Genomic DNA, 17,213 nt, shown 5'->3' on the forward strand with positions numbered 1-17,213 from the left:
CCCACTATGAAAATGATCACCGCCATCATCAAGCCGTTCAAGCTGGAAGAGGTGCGCGAGGCGCTGGCCGAATGCGGCGTGACGGGCTTGACTGTGACGGAGGTCAAGGGGTTTGGCCGTCAGAAAGGCCACACCGAGCTGTACCGCGGTGCGGAGTACGTGGTGGACTTTCTGCCCAAGGTGAAGATCGACGTGGTGGTGGCCACCGAAGATGTGGACCGCTGCGTGGATGCCGTGGTGGCCGCTGCCCGCACGGGCAAGATCGGTGATGGCAAGATCTTTGTCACCCCCGTGGAGCGTGTGGTGCGCATCCGCACCGGTGACCTGGACAACGCCGCCATCTGAGCCGGCGGCCTTTCCCGGCCAGCGGGTGTGGCGCTGGGCAGGCTTGCGCAGCTTTCAGCAGGGCCCATTGCTCCAGCCGGGCGCCCGCAGCGATCCCAAGCCGCGATCTCCAGCAGCGCGACCACTTTCCCATCAAAAAAGCAGCCCTGGGGCTGCTTTTTTTGTGCGGTCGGCGTGGGCGGTGGGGTCAGATCTTGCCGCGCAGGTTCTGGCTTTCGGGCGCCAGGCCCGCTTCTTCGACCAGGGCCTGCAGCAGTGCACCGATGTCGGTGCCATGGCGGATCAGGTCCATCTGCCAGGGGCCCATGAAGCCGCTGGCCACGCTGCTGTCCAGGAACTGCAGCATGTGGTCATAGTAGCCAGCGGTGTTCAGCAGGCCGATGGGCTTGTCGTGGTAGCCCAGCTGGCGCCAGGTCCAGACTTCAAAGAATTCCTCGAACGTGCCAATGCCGCCGGGCAGTGCCAGAAAGGCATTGCTGCGTTCGGCCATCATGGCCTTGCGCTCGTGCATATTGGCCACGATGTGCAGCTCGTCGCAGGCGGTGTTGGCCAGTTCCTTGTCGACCAGGGCCTGGGGAATCACCCCCACCACGCGGCCGCCGGCCTGGCGCGTGGCTTCGGCCACGGTGCCCATCAGGCCGGTGCGCCCGCCGCCATAGACCAGTTGGCCGCCCAGCTTGCCAATCCACTGGCCCACGGCAGTGGCGGCTTCGGTGTAGGCGGTGTTCTCTCCCGGGCGGGAGCCGCAGTAGACGCAGATCGAAAAAGCGGGGGTGTTGGTGGCGGTCATGCAAACAAAGCGGCGGCAAAGCGCGCGTACAAGGCAGAAACAAAAGCGGCGCCGCACAGCAGCAGGCTCAGCAGCACGGCGGCGCTGCCCATGTCCTTGGCGTTCTTGGACAGCTGGTGCCATTCCGGGCCGATGCGGTCGATGGCGGCTTCCACTGCGCTGTTGAGCAGTTCGGTGATCAGCACCAGCAGCACGGTGGCGGCCAGGAACATGCGCTCCAGCCAGCTCTGGCCCAGCCACAGCGCGAGGGGGAGCAGGGCGATGGCCAGGATGGCTTCGGTGCGGAAGGCTTTTTCCTTCCAGCCTGCGCGCAGGCCGGCCAGCGAATAGGCGCCGGCATGCAGGATGCGGGTGAGCCCGGTGCGCTGCTTCTGCGGGTTGTCAAAAGGTGTCGGTGCGGTCATGGCGTCGGGTGAAGCAAGGTGTCAGGACTGTACCGATATCAGGCGGGTTCCGGCCAGCACATCGTGCCAGAACTGGCGCTGCGGGTGAAAGCGGCTGAGCACGGCCCAGACCAGCACCCAGCCGCAGACCAGCACGGTGCTTTCGATGGCGGGCAGGTGAAACGGCGCCACGACGGCCAGCGGGGGCAGAAACCACAACCAGCACAGCGCGTAGCGGGCCAGGGCACGTACGCGGGTCAGCGGGCGGCCCTGGGGGTCGACCACCTGGATGCGCCAGGTCTTCATGGCCAGGGTCTGCCCACCGCGGGTCCAGAACCAGACAAAGTAGGCGCCAAACACCACGAACAGCACCACCTGCAGCACATGGGCGCTTTGTAGCGCCGGAATCAGCAGGCCCAGCATGCCGTGGATGAGTGCGGCAATGAAGAGCAGGGCAAACAGCAGCAGCCCTTCATACAGCCAGCAGGCCAGGCGACGGCGCAGGCTGGGGGCTTGCAGGGCCAAGGGGGAGGTGGAGGGTGGTGCGGCGGTGTTCACGGACGGCGATCAAATTCCGGGCGGCCAGCGGCAGGGCGAACCGTTACGGCGCGTGCTGGAGCGGCATGGGGCATGCTCTGCTGCAGCACCGCGTCCGTCGGCAAGCACTTCTGCGATGGGAGTGCGGGCAGGTCAGCCCTGCTTACTGCGGGGAGTGGATGGGAGGGAAGTCGGGGTGCGAGTGGCTGACGGAGGCATCTCTGTCGGTCACTTGCTCAACGGGTGCATTGTCACCCAAAGGCGGCAGGCTGATCACGGGGGCCGCCTGCGGGACCACCACCGGAGCAGTCTGCACCGGTGGGGGCGCCACGGGAGGGATCACCGGTGCCGCAGGTGCCGGCTGCTGGCGCACCGGCGGTTGGGGTGGCGGCAGCAGGATCTTGGGTGGGTTGGCCACGGTCTGCGGCGTGGTGCTGGCCGCGGGAATGGTGGCCAGCTTGCGTTTGGACTGCGGGCGCAGGGCTGTGGCGGCGCCCCGTGTCTTGGGGGCAGCTTTGGCGGCCAGGCGGCGCTTTTCCTCGGAGCTCAAAGCCTGGTAGGCATCCCACTTGGCTTGCAGATCCTCGGGCGAAAGCTGGCGGCTGGTGAAAAAGTTCAGGCGTGCCTGGTTGCGCTGCTGCACGCTCAGGCTGGACCAGGTCTGCATGCGCTGCTGCAGCTTTTCCTGGTCTTCGGGAGGCAATTGGTCAAATCCGTCGGCCAGGCTGATCCAGCGGCGCTTGGTCAGCTCGCCCATGGTGACCCAGCGCTCCTTGAGGGGAGCGAGCACTTCGCGCTGCACGCTTGTCAGCTCGTTCCAGCCGGGGCCAGAGCTGGCGCGCTGCAGGGTCTGGTGGGTGCCTGCCGACAGCGAGCGACGGGCCTTGCCGGAGGCCGAGGAGACGGACATCTCGGCCGGCACGGCGCTGGGCGCCATGCGCACCTGTGACACCACCCAGCCGCCGCCGATCGCCAGGCCCAACAACACAGCAGCCGCCACAGTGGTGGCGGCGCGGGTCAGGGTGGAGGAGGCGTTCAGTGGGCTGGTGGGCATGCAGGCAGAAAACTGGGCGTCAGTGCGCCGGGGTGGATGGGTTGCTTTGCAGGAACTGGATGAAGCCAGGGTCTGTGTAAGCGTCGGGCGGCAGGGCGTCGGTCAACAGCTCGGTGTCGAGCTCGGCCACTTCCAGGGTGGAGCTGGCATCTTGCTGCACGCCGATGAATGCAATGCCGGCCACCATGGCGGCAATGGGCAGGGCAGTGAGCGCATGGCGCAGCCACTGTGGCATCCAGCCCGACGGGCCGGTGCCCAGGGTCGCCGAGCCGTCGGCGCCCATCTGGACGCTGTGCAGGGTCGCTTCCTGTGCCGGGCGGGCGACGGTGCTGACGGCGCGCTTGCGCATGGACAGGGCCTGCTCCCGGGAGGCGCGCAGGCGCTCGGTCACGACATAGGGCAGATCGGCTTGACCGGCGCTCAGGCGTGCAGCGATCTTGCGGCCGAAACGATCGGCAACACTTTCGGTGGAGATGCTGGTGGTCATAACTCGATTCCTTTGGCCTTCAATGCCTTGCTGAGGGTCTGGATGGCGCGAAAACAGTGGGTTTTGACGCTCCCTTCGGAGCAGCCCATGGCCGCGGCCGTTTCTGCAACATCCATTTCCTCCCAGTAACGCATCAGGAAGGCCTCGCGTTGACGTGCTGGCAGTTCTTGTATCTCTTTTTCGATGCTCTGCAAAACCTGAGCGCGCTGTGTTGAATCTTCGGCGCTCTGCACGGTCTTTTGCGCAGTGTCGCTGGCATGACTTTCCAGCCAGTCGTAGCCATCGTCTTCGCCGTCGCGCTGCTCGAAGTCCCCGATGTTGGTGAACAGGGCATTGCGCGTCTTCTGGCGGCGGAACCAGTCCAGCGTGCTGTTGGACAGGATGCGCTGAAAGAGCATGGGCAGCTCTTCCGGCGGTTTGTCCCCGTAATGCTGGGTCAGCTTGATCATGCTGTCCTGCACGATGTCGAGTGCAGAGTCCTCGTCGCGCACGTGGAACACCGTGCGCTTGAAGGCACGTTTTTCCACGTCTTTGAGGAATTGGGACAGTTCTTGTTCAGTAGCCAAGGCAGGGGCCGCAAGGAAAGGCGAAGGCCGCATTGCGGCAAGGAGAAAACGTGATTATCGCATTTACATTTGAATTTTCGGCATGAACGGTACAAATGCGTGTTGCAGTGCGATAATGTTCGCTGCATTTCAAAAAGGCAAACGGGTCACGGTCCGGCGTCCACTCATGTCGCCCATGTCCTTGGTCCTAAGTCCTGAACCACTCCCACAAGGAGGCGGCCAGGGGCACCCAAGGTTTTTCGTTAGAGAAATTCACAAAGGTTGATCATGGAAATCTCCAAGGCCGAGCTGTCTTCTGCAGCGGCTGCTTCCACACAGGCGGGCACCCAGGAACTGATGGGCGCCGAAATTCTGGTCAAGGCCTTGCAGGCCGAAGGCGTCCAGCATCTGTGGGGCTACCCCGGCGGTGCGGTGTTGTACATCTACGACGCACTCTACAAACAAGATACGATTCAGCATGTGCTGGTGCGCCACGAACAGGCGGCCGTGCATGCGGCAGACGGCTTTGCCCGTGCAACGGGTGAAGTGGGCGTGGCGCTGGTCACCTCCGGCCCCGGCCTGACCAATGCGGTCACCGGCATTGCCACCGCTTACACCGACTCCATCCCTCTGGTGGTGATCAGCGGCCAGACCTCCACCAATTACATCGGTACCGACGCCTTCCAGGAATGCGACACCGTGGGCATCACGCGCCCGGTGGTCAAGCACAACTTCCTGGTCAAGGATGTGCGCGATCTGGCGGCCACCATGAAAAAGGCCTTCCACATCGCCCGCACCGGCCGTCCCGGTCCCGTGGTGGTGGACATCCCCAAGGATGTGTCCTTCAAGAAGGCGACGTACACCGGTTACCCGCAGAGCGTGGAGATGCGCTCCTACAACCCGGTGAAGAAGGGCCACTCCGGTCAGATCCGCAAGGCGCTGCAACTGCTGCTGACCGCCAAGCGCCCCTATATCTATACCGGTGGCGGCGTGTTGCTGGGCAATGCCTGCAACGAGTTGCGCCAGCTGGTGGACCTGCTGGGCTACCCCGTCACCCACACCCTGCTGGGCCTGGGGGCTTATCCGGCCAGCGACCGCAAGTTCCTGGGCATGCTGGGCATGCACGGCACCATCGAAGCCAACAACGCCATGCAGAACTGCGATGTGCTGCTGGCCGTGGGCGCCCGCTTCGATGACCGCGTGATTGGCAATCCCAAGCACTTCATGTCGGTGGAGCGCAAGATCATCCACATCGACATCGATCCTTCCTCCATTTCCAAGCGCGTGAAGGTGGATGTGCCCATCGTGGGCGACGTCAAGGATGTGCTGACCGAACTGATCGCCATGATCCGCGAAGGTGTTGCCAAGCCCGATGCGGCGGCCCTGGGACAGTGGTGGAGCACCATCGAAGGCTGGCGCGACCGCGACTGCCTGAAGTACGACCGTGGCAATGGCAACGTCATCAAGCCCCAGTACGTGGTGGAAACGCTGTGGAACCTGGCCAAGGATGCCGACGCCTACATCACCTCCGATGTGGGGCAGCACCAGATGTGGGCTGCACAGTACTACCGCTTTGACGAGCCGCGCCGCTGGATCAACTCCGGTGGCCTGGGCACCATGGGGGTGGGCCTGCCCTACGCCATGGGCATCAAGCTGGCCAAGCCCGAATCCGAGGTGTTCTGCATCACCGGCGAAGGCTCGATCCAGATGAACATCCAGGAGCTGGCCACCTGCTTCCAGTACAACACGCCGGTGGTCATCTGTGCGCTGAACAACCGTTTCCTGGGCATGGTGCGCCAGTGGCAGGAGATCGAATACTCCGGTCGCTACAGCCACAGCTACATGGATTCGCTGCCCGACTTCGTCAAGCTGGCCGAGGCCTATGGCCACCGCGGCATGCTGATCGAAGATCCGGCCCAGGTCGAATCCGCGCTGCAGGAAGCGCGCCGCATCGTGCGTGAAGAGGGCAAGACCGTGTTCCTGGACTTCCGCACCGATCCGACGGAAAACGTCTTCCCCATGGTCCAGGCCGGCAAGGGCATCACCGAGATGCTGCTGGGCGCCGACGACCTGTAAGCCCTGCTCCGGAAAACCGGGTGGCTGCACACGCAGCGCCGGTTCCTGGAGGATGGCAGCGTGCCGCTACGGCAAGCCACTTTTTATTGACGAATCTATTGTCCGCCAAGCCTGGCACTTACCGGTGTCGGGGGAGGGCGGCGAAAAGAGGAATCTGGACCTATGAAACACATCATTGCCGTGCTGCTCGAAAACGAGCCCGGAGCCCTGTCGCGCGTGGTCGGCCTGTTCTCGGCCCGCGGCTACAACATCGAATCCCTGACCGTGGCGCCGACGGAAGATCCGTCGCTGTCGCGCATGACCATCCAGACCACCGGGTCGGACGACGTCATCGAGCAGATCACCAAGCACCTGAACCGCCTGATCGAGGTGGTGAAGGTGGTCGATCTGACCGAAGGCGCCTACACCGAGCGCGAGCTGATGATGGTCAAGGTGCGCGCCGTGGGCAAGGAGCGCGAAGAGATGAAGCGCATGGCCGACATTTTCCGTGGCCGCATCATCGACGTCACCGAAAAAAGCTACACCGTGGAGCTGACCGGCGACCAGTCGAAGAACGATGCCTTCCTGCAGGCCATCGACCGCACCGCCATTCTGGAAACCGTGCGCACCGGTGCCAGCGGCATCGGCCGCGGCGAACGCATCTTGCGCGTCTAAACCCTGTATTCCTGTATCTGTGGAGCGCTGCTGACGCGGCCATGACCGGGTTGTAAGCCTGGTCGTACACAATCCCCTTTTTTCGACCCAACACCTACCCCAACAAGCAACTGGAGCCAACCATGAAAGTTTTCTACGACAAAGACTGTGATCTGAGCCTGATCAAGGGCAAGACCGTGGCCATCATCGGCTATGGCAGCCAAGGCCATGCACATGCGCAAAACCTGAACGAATCCGGCGTGAACGTCGTGGTCGGTCTGCGCAAGGGCGGCGCCTCCTGGGACAAGGTCGGCAAGGCCGGCCTGAAGGTCATGGAAGTCAACGACGCCGTGAAGGCCGCTGACGTGGTCATGATCCTGCTGCCCGACGAGAACATCCCCGAGGTGTACAAGAACAACGTCGAGCCCAACATCAAGCAAGGCGCCATCCTGGCGTTCGCCCACGGCTTCAACGTGCACTACAACCAGGTGGTGCCCCGTGCCGACCTGGACGTGATCATGGTCGCCCCCAAGGGCCCAGGCCACACCGTGCGCTCCGAATACCTGAAGGGTGGCGGCGTGCCTTCCCTGATCGCCATCTACCAGGACAAGTCCGGCAAGGCCCGTGACGTGGCCCTGTCCTATGCCATGGCCAACGGCGGCGGCAAGGGTGGCATCATCGAAACCAACTTCAAGGAAGAAACCGAGACCGACCTGTTCGGCGAGCAGGCCGTGCTGTGCGGCGGCGCGGTGGAGTTGGTGAAGATGGGCTTCGAAACCCTGACCGAAGCCGGCTACGCCCCCGAAATGGCGTACTTCGAATGCCTGCACGAGCTGAAGCTGATCGTCGACCTGATGTACGAAGGCGGCATCGCCAACATGAACTACTCCATCTCGAACAATGCCGAGTATGGTGAGTACGTGACCGGCCCCGAAGTCATCAACGAAGAATCCCGCAAGGCCATGCGCAACGCCCTCAAGCGCATCCAGAGCGGTGAATACGCCAAGATGTTCATCAGCGAAGGCCGTCTGAACTATCCTTCGATGACCGCACGCCGTCGCCAGAACGCAGACCATGCCATCGAGCAGGTCGGTGGTCAGCTGCGTTCCATGATGCCTTGGATCTCCAAGAACAAGCTGGTCGACCAGTCCAAGAACTGATCGCGCTGCACCCGCCTGCTGCCGCAAGGCAGCGGGCGATCCGGTGCACGGCCAAGCCACCTGCAAAGGTGGCTTTTTTTATGCGTATGGCAGGCTGCGGCCATGGGCTGCTGCGGGCTGCCGCAGCACGGGTACACTGCACTCCGTCGCGCGCTGCCACAGGCATGCGCCTAAAATACTATGGTTTTGATAGCTGCCCGTGAAAGCGGTTGTGGCGTAGGAGATCAGTTTGATGCAAAACGAGAACGAATCCGGCGACGCCGTGGCCGTCAAGCCGCGCAGGCTGCGCAAGGGTATTTATGTGCTGCCCAACCTGTTTACGCTGGCTGCGCTGTTTGGAGGCTTTTATGCCATCGTCATGGCCATGAACAACCAGTTCGAATTGGCGGCCGTGGGCGTGTTCTGCGCCATGGTGCTGGACAGCCTGGACGGCCGCGTGGCGCGCATGACGCACACGCAAAGCGCGTTTGGCGAGCAGATGGATTCGCTGTCCGACATGGTGTCCTTCGGCGCTGCACCGGCGCTGATCGCCTATGAGTGGGCGCTGCGCCCGCTGGGCCGCTGGGGCTGGATTGCGGCCTTTGTGTACTGCGCCTGTGCGGCGCTGCGCCTGGCGCGCTTCAACGTGAACACGGGTGTGGTCGACAAGCGCTACTTCCAGGGCATGCCATCGCCTGCTGCCGCGGCCCTGGTGGCGGGTTTCATCTGGCTGACCAGTGCGCTGATGGTGTCGCACCGCGATGTGCCCATCTTCGGTGAGGTGATTTCCTGGTTTGGCGGCTACCCCACGGACCGCGCCGACCTGTCGTGGATCATGTTCGCCATCACCCTGTTCGCCGGCCTGACCATGGTCACCAACATTCCCTACTACAGCTTCAAGGACATCGGCGGCGCCAAGAGCGTGCCGTTTGTGAGTCTGGTGGTGGTGGCCTTGCTGATCGGGGTGGTCAGCATCGAGCCTGCCACCATGCTGTTCCTGATCTTCGTGGGCTACTCGATCTCCGGCTATGTGATCTACGTCTGGCGCCGCTCGCAGGGCCACCAGGTCAGCATCGTCTCCACGTCCAAGGACGAACCGGACGAGCGCGGTCTGCACCAGGATGATTGATCGTTACCAAAAAAATGCGGCTGTGCCGTGCCAGTTGTGCTAAAGTGACTCGCATGCAAAACCTGTCGCTAGCTCTACTAATCTTCATGTCCAACGGGCAGAGCCAGTAGCGCGCGCGTACAACCACCTACTTCCACGGCCCGTCAGCACCAGCGACGGGCCGTTTTGTTTTTTGAAGTCGCTGGGAAGCAGGCCACTTTTCTTGAGTCACTAAAGAAAGATCTCTTCGATGTTGCAGAATCCCGCCACCAAATACCGCCCCTTCGCTCCCGTGCGCTTGACCGGCCGCACATGGCCTGATGCGGTGATCTCCAAGCCACCGGTCTGGTGCAGCGTGGACCTGCGTGATGGCAACCAGGCGCTGATTGAGCCCATGGACATCGAACGCAAGATCCGCATGTTCGAACAGCTGGTGAAAATCGGCTTCAAGGAAATCGAAGTGGGCTTCCCTTCGGCTTCGCAGATCGAATTCGACTTCATGCGCAAGCTCATCGAGGAAAACCGCATCCCCGATGACGTCACCGTGCAGGTGCTGACCCAGGCGCGTGAACACCTGGTGCGCCGCACCTTTGAAGCGCTGGAAGGCGTGCCCCGTGCCATCGTCCACCTCTACAACGCCACGGCCCCCGTGATGCGCCGTGTGGTGCTGAACATGAGCGAAGACGAAATCGTCGAACTGGCCACCACCAATGCGCAGATGTTCTCGGACATTGCCGCCACCTACCCCCAGACGAAGTGGACCTTCCAGTACTCGCCCGAGATGTATTCGGACACCGAGCTGGAATTCTCCAAGCGCGTGATCGATGCCGTGACCGCCGTGTGGAAGCCCACACCGCAGAACAAGTGCATCATCAACCTGCCGACCACGGTAGAGCACTCCACGCCCAATATCTTTGCCGACATGGTGGAGTGGACGCACCGCCACATCGAGCGCCGCGACAGCGTGGTGCTGTCGGTACACCCGCACAATGACCGCGGTACCGGCACCGCCACGGCGGAACTGGCCCTGATGGCGGGTGCGGATCGCCTGGAAGGCTGCCTGTTCGGCAATGGCGAGCGCACCGGCAACCTGGACGTGGTGAATGTGGCCCTGAATATGTACATCCAGGGTGTGAACCCGGGGCTGGATTTCTCCGACATCGACGGCATCCGCGCCACGGTGGAGCACTGCAACCAGCTTCCCGTGCACCCACGCCACCCGTATGTGGGCGATCTGGTCTACACCTCGTTCTCGGGCTCGCACCAGGATGCCATCAAGAAAGCGTTCGCCGCATACCGGGATGGCGAGATCTGGGACATGCCTTATCTGCCCATCGACCCCAAGGACCTGGGCCGCAGCTACGAAGCCGTGATCCGCGTGAACAGCCAGTCGGGCAAGGGCGGCATCGCTTACCTGCTCGAAAGCGAATACGGCCTGCAATTGCCCCGCCGCCTGCAGATCGAATTCAGCCAGGTGGTGCAGCGCGAGATGGACGCTTCGGGCAAGGAACTCACCGCTGCCGACCTGTGGTCGCTGTTCCAGCGTGAATACGGTCTGGGCGATTTCCGTACCCCCCAGTACCGGCTGCAGGAAGACGATGGTGTGGTGACCCTGTCGGCCGCCATGGACTGGGAAGGCCAGCGCCTGGAGCTGGAAGGTGAAGGCACCGGCCCGATCGATGCCTTTGTGCAGGCACTGAGCAATGCCGTGGGCCGTTCCGTGCGCGTGCTGAACTACAGCGAACACGCTGTGGGTGAGGGTGCCAATGCCCAGGCCATTGCCTATGTGGAAGTGCGGGTGGATGACTCCGAGGTGGTGCACGGCGTGGGCAAGGATGCCAACATTGTTTCCGCCTCGATCCGCGCCATTCTGTCGGGCCTGCGCCGTGCCCCCCAAGGGCAGCCTGTGGCCGCCTGATCCTGTTGAGATGGGCCCCGGACGGAGGGAATGGCCAGTGGTCTATAACCCTCTGTCAAGCCCTGCCATTTTTGCCTGGCAGGGCTTTTTTACGTGGGCAACCAGTCTGTATGCGAAGTGTGCGCTTCGGTTTTACAAAAAAACAGGATGCAAAAATTTGTACCAAGAATATAATTTGATAAACGTCATGCGGACTTGAGTGCAAGTTACTGATTTACTTGTATTTTTGCGCTGCAGCATCCCAATTTCTTAGCCGCCTGGAGCATTGAATGCATCCCCCCAGCCGATCCGCACACGGCCGTATTGCCCAAGCACTGGCTTTTCTCACCATTTCCTGTGCGTTGTCCGTACAGGCGGCCCCCAGCAAACAGCCTGCCAAGAAGCAAGTGTCTACTACGGCTTCCAAGCGCGCCGCAGCCAAGGACGAGCCCCGCAAGCGTGTGGTGGTCAAGGTCGAACGCCAGAAGGCCGTGGTGGCCAAAGCTGCTCCGCGTGGCAAGGTCGCCCGCAGCGCCAAGGCCCCGGTGCGTGCCGCTGCCGCGACGGCTGCCGTGGCCACGGCCGCCGCAGTGGCCCGTCCTTCCTTTGGCCAGATTGCCGGCCTGCACATGGTGAACGATCCACTGGACCTGAAGTCCAGTGTGGCCCTGGTGGTGGACCAGGACACCAAGGAAGTGCTGCTGAGCAAGAACGACCATGCGGTGCTGCCCATTGCCTCGCTGACCAAGCTGATGACGGGCTTGCTGATCTCCGAAGCCAAGCTGCCCATGGACGAGCAGATCACCATCACCCAGGATGATGTGGACACCGAAAAGCACAGCAGCTCCCGCCTGCGGGTGGGCACCACGCTGACGCGTGGCGAGATGATGCACCTGGCGCTGATGTCCAGCGAAAACCGCGCTGCCCATGCCCTGGGCCGCAGCTATCCCGGTGGCCTGCAGGCTTTTGTGCGCCAGATGAATGCCAAGGCCAAGCTGCTGGGCATGAACGATACCCGCTATATCGAGCCGACCGGCCTGTCCAGCAGCAACCAGTCCAGTGCCCATGATCTGGCCGTGCTGGTGAATGTGGCCCATGCCGATCCGCTGCTGCGCGAGCTGTCCACGTCGCCCGGTTTCGAGGTGGCGGTGGGCAACCGCATGATGCAGTTCAACAATACCAACCGCCTGGTCAAGAGCGACAACTGGGACATCGGTCTGCAAAAGACCGGTTACATCTCGGAAGCGGGCCGCTGCCTGGTGATGCAGGCCAGGGTCTCGGGGCGCAAGCTGATCATGGTGTTCCTGGATTCGGCCGGCCGTTTCAGCCGCCTGGGCGACGCCGAGCGCGTGCGCAGCTGGGTGGAGTCCATGGGCCCCCACGCAGCACGCACCACCACGGCCGCCCACATCAAGGGCTGAGCCAGGCGCCCGTGCTGCAGTGCACAGGTAGCTCCTCCGAAAAGGGACCGCAAGGTCCCTTTTTTGTGCGCTGCACAACGGTACTGGAGAGCGTTGTGTTGCTGCCCGATTCGGCCTTTACCCCAATCCATGAGGTGGTTGGCTGCTCTTGATTTGGGAGTGTGGGGGCGTTCAAAGGGATGCACAGCCTGCCCGTGCACTTACCACCACCACCCGCAGGTGCGGGCGAGCGTGCGAAAATAGGGCATTAGTGCGCTGCAGGCACACAACCAGACGAACAAGCCGTCCTGCATGCCCATCCCCGGCGTCCGCGCCGGGGCCAACACGGACCGAACATGACAAGCTACAACGCCCCTTTTGAAATTCACGTCCACGGCCAGGTGGTGGTGCGTGCCGATGTCACATTCGAGCAGCTGCAAGAAGCGCTCAAGCCGCTGTGGGCCTATGCCGGCGCACGCTCGCTGACCGATGGCGCCAGCAGTTCCTATGACGAGGAGCCCGGCATCCAGTTCAATGCCAAGGAGCATGTGCTGCAGATGTGCTGGACGGTGTCGGGTGACGAGGATTTCCGCCAGGCGCTGGACGATATGTGCATGGGCCTGAACGAGCTGGCCGAGCAGGGCGCAGCCATCGAGGTGACGTTCTATGACGCCGAGTTCGACGAAGAGGAAGAGGCGCCCGGCACCCAGTCGCGCGACGACTTCGTGATGCTGTTCGTCGGCCCCAACCCGGCCGCCATCATGCAGGTGCAGCGCGATCTGCTGGTGCAGGACGTGATCAACATGATGGAGCGCCACTTTGACGCCAGCGAGCTGGGCGGCGTAGTGGGCGAGATCGACAAGCTGTTCACGCAGCGCTTTGACAGCTTGGTGAACTCGCTGGAGCTAGGCAAGCCACCGCGCGGCCCTGGCAGCGGGGGCGCCGCAGGCGGTCATGGTGGCAACGGCCGCCGTCCGCGCCACCTGCACTGATCTTTCGTTTTTTTGTCTTGGATCCACCGGCTGCATGGCGCCTGTACCAGGTGCCCTACAGCCGGTGGCCGTTTGTGAGATGACCACTTCCGCATTCACCCCCTTGCCCTATCTGTCGGCCTACCCGGCGACGCTGCAGGACCAGGTGCGTGCGTTGATGGCCCAGCCCCAGGGCGTGCGCGACTGGTTGCTGCGCCGGCATCCGCACGCCCACCAGCTGCGTACCGACAAGGCCTTGTATGGCTATGTGGACGATCTGAAGAATGACCATCTGCGCAAGGCCGGCACCATCCACAAGGTGGTGTACGACAACAAGGTGCACATCGTGCGCAATGCACTCGGCACGCACACGCGCCGCTCCGTGGTGCAAGGCAGCCGGTTGAATACCCGCCATGAAATCCGCATCGCCGCGCTGTTCCGCCAGGCTCCCGAGGCCTTTCTGCGCATGATCACCGTGCACGAGTTGGCCCACTTGCGCGAGCTGGACCATGACAAGGCCTTCTACAAGCTGTGCACCTACATGGAGCCGAACTACCACCAGTACGAATTCGAGGTGCGTGTCTATCTCAGCCATGTGGAGGTGGGCGGTGACAAGCTGTGGGGTGGAGAAACCGACCTGGCTTGATCGCAGCCGTTCCAGCACCTGATGCCGCGGTGCATGCCGCAGTCCGGGCTGGCGCCATGGACGGCGTGGCGTGTGGGGCCTGCTGCAGGCCATCGACAGCCTGAATCTTCACTACAGGCGTGTGCCCTCCGCCGGCAGGGCCATCACTCAGCGCGTCGGCAGGGGCTGCGTATGCAGCGGCACATCGACCGTGCGGCAGCAGTGGGCCGGCAGGTCCAGCCAGCGCAGGGCAGCGGACTGCAGTGCACCCAGCTGGCCGGTGGTCATGAGCTGGATCTGCGCGGGGCCGGCCAGTGCATCGGGGTGGGCGCTGGCCGGCTCCGGTGCCAGCGTGCCGGCCTGGGCCAGGATGCGGCGGGTCTGCCGTGCCACGGGGGCGCCGGTGTCCACCAGCTGCACCTCGGGCCCCAGCAGGGCGCGCAGATCGTCCTTGGCAAAGATGTAATGGGTACAGCCCAGCACCAGGGTGTCGATCTGCCCGGTCTTGACGCCAAAGGTGCCGAGGGCGCCGGTGTAGCGCGCGCACAGGGCTCTGATCTCGGTGGCGCTGGCATCTTCGGGGGGCGGTGCTTCCGTGCTCACTTCGATCGCGCGGGCCAGACCGTCGCAGGCCTGCACATGGAACTGGGCGCGGCCGCCGTGTTCGGCCACCAGGCGGGCAAAGCGCTGGCTGTTGACGGTGCCGCGCGTGGCGATCACCCCCACCTGGTGGGTCTGGCTGGACAGCGAGGCGGGCTTGAGGGCCGGCTCCACCCCAATCAACGGCAGATCGGGCATTTCGGCGCGCAGCAGCTCCACCGCAGCCGCCGTGGCGGTGTTGCAGGCTATCACCAGCGCCTTGATGCCGTAATGCCGCCGCATGTGCTGCGCCACGGTGCGGGTGCGGGCGATGACAAAGGCATCGCCGCGCTCGCCGTAGGGGGCATTGCCGCTGTCGGCCAGGTAGACGAACTGTTCGTGGGGCAGCTCATGGCGCAAGGCCTGCAGCACGCTGAGGCCGCCAATGCCGCTGTCGAACACACCGATGGGGGCGGGGGAGGTGGAAAGCGGGGAGGAGACCATGGTGGGGGACGGTGTGCGTGGCGTTCGGAACACGGCAGTATGCACGCTTGCCGAGGGGGATGAAGACAAGGCTGGCCCATGGGCCGGTGCGCAGGGCGGACTATGTCTGGCCTGCGGGTGGTGAGTGGGTGCTGGCGTGCGCTTACCGCGGACCGCTGCCCGGTGCCTGCAGCCGGTACAGCACATGGGTGCGCAGCGGGTGGCCTATCGCCAGGGCCGGGTGTTCGAACGTGGCGGCATCGCGCTGCATGCCCAGGCGTTGCATCAGCGCCTGCGAGCGCTGGTTGCCGATGGTGGTGAAGGCCACCACCTCGGGCAGGTGCAATGGGCCAAAGGCAAAGTCCAGTACGGCGCGGGCGGCCTCAGCGGCCAGGCCTTGGCCCCACCAGGGGCGGGCCAGGCGCCAGCCGATTTCCACGCAGGGCGCAAAAGGCAGGTCTGCGCTGGGAACGTTCAGTCCCACAAAACCGATGAACTGGCGCGTCTCCAGGTGCTCGACGGCCCAGAAGCCCCAACCCTGGCGCGCGATGCGCCGGTTGATCTCATCGGCCAGGGCATTGCTTTGCGCGGTGCTCAAAGGGGAAGGAAAGTGGCGCATCACCTCGGCATCGGCCGTCAGCGCCGCAAAGGCCGGCCAGTCAGCCGGTTGCCAGGGGCGCAGCCGCAGGCGTGCGGTCAGCAGGACCTGGGGCTGTTGGGCAAAGCGGGCAGTGTGCGGTGGCATGGGGCAAGGCTTACGTCGGGGTGTCGGGATCGTCTGGCACGCTGGCGCCGCAGCTGGGGCAGAACTGGTGCTGGTGGTCGACGGCATGGCCGAGAGGGCACTGGCGCAGCCGCAGCAGGTGCGGCATGCGCCAGGCGGAATAGAAGATGCACAGCGCCACGGCATAGAACAGCATGCCATGGCCGGTGAAAGCGCGCAGACTGCCCCATTCGGATGTCTTGTCCTTTGCAATGCTGACAAAGAAGTTGGCAAAGGCATAGGCAAACAGCAGGCCGATGGCAACACGCATCCACAACGGGCAGCCCGCCAGCACCCGCTGCCACGAAAACTGCTTGCGCCCACCGGGGCTGATGCGCTGGGCAATCAGCACCGCCGGAACCCAGGCCGCAAACATGCCGCCGATCAGCAACTTTGCATGTTCCCGGGCCAGGGGCTGGAGCAGCCCGGGCATGTGGCCTGTCCAGGCGGCCAGGTGCAGGGAAAAGCTCAGTACCAAGCCGGTGGCGGACAAGGCCATCAAGGGCCACAGAAAAACATGCATGGAACAGTGAGAGGACAAACGGGTTGGGATGGTGCCGGCAGTGCTGCCATTGCCGCCAGCGCGGTCTGCGCGGCCGGCATGCGCCCGAAAAAGATCAAAACAGGTGGAGCGTCCGAGTATGCGGCATGACGCTCCACGCCACATGCATGTGGCTGCGGCCTAGGGAGCGCTGTCGGGGTGTTCCGGTGCGTGCAGCCGCACGGCATAGACATAGTCCCCCAGGGCGGTGCGGCGGCTGAGCACCATGGCGGGCAGCGGCCCTTCGGGCAACTGGTCGAATGCATCGCTGTCCACGCAGAACTCGAACAGCCAGAAACGGGTGTCGGCCAGCTGCAGCTGGTGGTGGCAGCTGCGGCGGCCGGAGCCACGCTTTTTCTGAACCTGTGTGCTGCGGCTGGCTTCCTCACCGGTCCAGCGGGTCAGCAGCATAGGGGCCGTCATGGCCAGATCCAGCCACAGCACCAACAGAAAGAATCCCACACACAACGGGGCCAGGGTCCAGCGCTTGACGGGGCTGTAGCTGAGCCAAGGGCCCGCAGGCGTCCACAGACCTAGCCGGAACCAGTACCACAGCAGACCGCATGCCGCGCTGGTGCACAGCACGGCCAGCAGCAAGGCGGTGCGCGACCAGCCGGAGGCGGGCACAAAGCTGCGCGAGAAAATGGGGATGAGGGCACTGAGCATCACCAGCAGGAACACACCGATCAGCCATCTCTGCCGCGTGGGGGTTCCGGGGGCCCAGAGTCCGTGTCTCATGCCAAAAATGCCTCTCTATGCTGTGCGCTACCAAGCAGATGCTATGGTTTTATTATCCAGCAGCCAAGGCCCAGACCCGGCGCTCGCCCGCCTGAACAGGGGGCGTGCGCCACTGAGGA

General features: G+C 63.6%; 19 protein-coding genes. 9 read left to right on the forward strand and 10 right to left on the reverse strand.

Annotated features, from left to right (window positions below; translation table 11 throughout):
• The first annotated feature begins 6 nt into the window (after positions 1–6).
• Positions 7–345 (forward strand): P-II family nitrogen regulator, encoded by a 339-nt coding sequence (locus tag CT3_RS07190; RefSeq protein ID WP_066535662.1) that lies wholly within the window; start codon positions 7–9, stop codon positions 343–345.
• A gap of 187 nt (positions 346–532) precedes the next feature.
• Here the strand turns inward: CT3_RS07190 and CT3_RS07195 are convergent, their stop codons facing one another.
• From CT3_RS07195 to CT3_RS07220, 6 genes are all read right to left on the reverse strand, one after another.
• Positions 533–1,135, reverse strand: coding sequence for an LOG family protein (locus tag CT3_RS07195; RefSeq protein WP_066535660.1), 603 nt, complete (start codon positions 1,133–1,135; stop codon positions 533–535).
• On the reverse strand, positions 1,132–1,539 hold the full coding sequence (locus CT3_RS07200; RefSeq protein WP_066535657.1) for a diacylglycerol kinase: 408 nt from the start codon (positions 1,537–1,539) through the stop codon (positions 1,132–1,134). Before CT3_RS07200 ends, CT3_RS07195 begins: the two co-directional genes overlap by 4 nt.
• Positions 1,540–1,560: 21 nt before the next feature.
• On the reverse strand, positions 1,561–2,076 hold the full coding sequence (locus CT3_RS07205) for an RDD family protein (RefSeq protein WP_066535651.1): 516 nt from the start codon (positions 2,074–2,076) through the stop codon (positions 1,561–1,563).
• A gap of 142 nt (positions 2,077–2,218) precedes the next feature.
• Positions 2,219–3,109, reverse strand: a complete 891-nt coding sequence (locus tag CT3_RS07210; RefSeq protein WP_083520397.1) for a DUF3106 domain-containing protein — start codon at positions 3,107–3,109, stop codon at positions 2,219–2,221.
• A 19-nt stretch (positions 3,110–3,128) separates the two neighbouring features.
• Positions 3,129–3,596 carry a DUF3619 family protein gene (locus CT3_RS07215; protein WP_066535648.1) on the reverse strand — a complete coding sequence of 156 codons (468 nt, stop codon included), beginning with the start codon at positions 3,594–3,596 and terminating at the stop codon, positions 3,129–3,131.
• Positions 3,593–4,162, reverse strand: a complete 570-nt coding sequence (locus CT3_RS07220; protein WP_066535637.1) for an RNA polymerase sigma factor — start codon at positions 4,160–4,162, stop codon at positions 3,593–3,595. Before CT3_RS07220 ends, CT3_RS07215 begins: the two co-directional genes overlap by 4 nt.
• A gap of 267 nt (positions 4,163–4,429) precedes the next feature.
• Here CT3_RS07220 and CT3_RS07225 point away from each other — a divergent pair, with 267 nt between their 5' ends.
• From CT3_RS07225 to CT3_RS07260, 8 genes are all read left to right on the forward strand, one after another.
• Positions 4,430–6,217 carry an acetolactate synthase 3 catalytic subunit gene (locus CT3_RS07225; protein WP_066536215.1) on the forward strand — a complete coding sequence of 596 codons (1,788 nt, stop codon included), beginning with the start codon at positions 4,430–4,432 and terminating at the stop codon, positions 6,215–6,217.
• Between the two features lie 162 nt (positions 6,218–6,379).
• Positions 6,380–6,871, forward strand: a complete 492-nt coding sequence (gene ilvN / locus CT3_RS07230) for an acetolactate synthase small subunit (protein ID WP_066535634.1) — start codon at positions 6,380–6,382, stop codon at positions 6,869–6,871.
• 122 nt (positions 6,872–6,993) lie between these two features.
• Entirely contained in the window at positions 6,994–8,010 is a 1,017-nt protein-coding gene (gene ilvC / locus CT3_RS07235) for a ketol-acid reductoisomerase (RefSeq protein ID WP_066535630.1), read from the forward strand.
• A gap of 232 nt (positions 8,011–8,242) precedes the next feature.
• A complete protein-coding gene (pssA, locus tag CT3_RS07240; protein ID WP_066535628.1) occupies positions 8,243–9,118 on the forward strand; it encodes a CDP-diacylglycerol--serine O-phosphatidyltransferase in 876 nt (291 codons plus the stop codon).
• Positions 9,119–9,347: 229 nt separating this feature from the next.
• Entirely contained in the window at positions 9,348–11,015 is a 1,668-nt protein-coding gene (gene leuA, locus CT3_RS07245; RefSeq protein WP_066535620.1) for a 2-isopropylmalate synthase, read from the forward strand.
• Positions 11,016–11,284: 269 nt separating this feature from the next.
• Positions 11,285–12,415 carry a D-alanyl-D-alanine endopeptidase gene (gene pbpG / locus CT3_RS07250; RefSeq protein ID WP_066535617.1) on the forward strand — a complete coding sequence of 377 codons (1,131 nt, stop codon included), beginning with the start codon at positions 11,285–11,287 and terminating at the stop codon, positions 12,413–12,415.
• Positions 12,416–12,750: 335 nt separating this feature from the next.
• On the forward strand, positions 12,751–13,386 hold the full coding sequence (locus CT3_RS07255; RefSeq protein WP_066535611.1) for a DUF6806 family protein: 636 nt from the start codon (positions 12,751–12,753) through the stop codon (positions 13,384–13,386).
• Between the two features lie 79 nt (positions 13,387–13,465).
• The gene (locus CT3_RS07260) at positions 13,466–14,011 is read left to right on the forward strand and encodes a M48 metallopeptidase family protein (protein ID WP_066535606.1); all 546 of its coding nucleotides are present in this window, start codon (positions 13,466–13,468) and stop codon (positions 14,009–14,011) included.
• Between the two features lie 147 nt (positions 14,012–14,158).
• On the opposite strand, the gene murI is transcribed toward CT3_RS07260, so the two are convergent.
• The 4 genes from murI to CT3_RS07280 all read right to left on the reverse strand — a co-directional run bounded on the left by murI (position 14,159) and on the right by CT3_RS07280 (position 17,094).
• Positions 14,159–15,073, reverse strand: a complete 915-nt coding sequence (murI, locus tag CT3_RS07265; RefSeq protein WP_066535604.1) for a glutamate racemase — start codon at positions 15,071–15,073, stop codon at positions 14,159–14,161.
• Positions 15,074–15,215: 142 nt separating this feature from the next.
• Positions 15,216–15,797 (reverse strand): GNAT family N-acetyltransferase, encoded by a 582-nt coding sequence (locus CT3_RS07270; protein ID WP_066535602.1) that lies wholly within the window; start codon positions 15,795–15,797, stop codon positions 15,216–15,218.
• A 10-nt stretch (positions 15,798–15,807) separates the two neighbouring features.
• Entirely contained in the window at positions 15,808–16,338 is a 531-nt protein-coding gene (locus tag CT3_RS07275) for a hypothetical protein (protein ID WP_225608561.1), read from the reverse strand.
• 159 nt (positions 16,339–16,497) lie between these two features.
• Entirely contained in the window at positions 16,498–17,094 is a 597-nt protein-coding gene (locus CT3_RS07280) for a hypothetical protein (protein ID WP_066535600.1), read from the reverse strand.
• Positions 17,095–17,213: the final 119 nt, after the last annotated feature.

Source organism: Comamonas terrigena NBRC 13299 (genome assembly GCF_006740045.1).
GTDB classification, from domain to species: Bacteria; Pseudomonadota; Gammaproteobacteria; order Burkholderiales; family Burkholderiaceae_C; genus Comamonas; species Comamonas terrigena.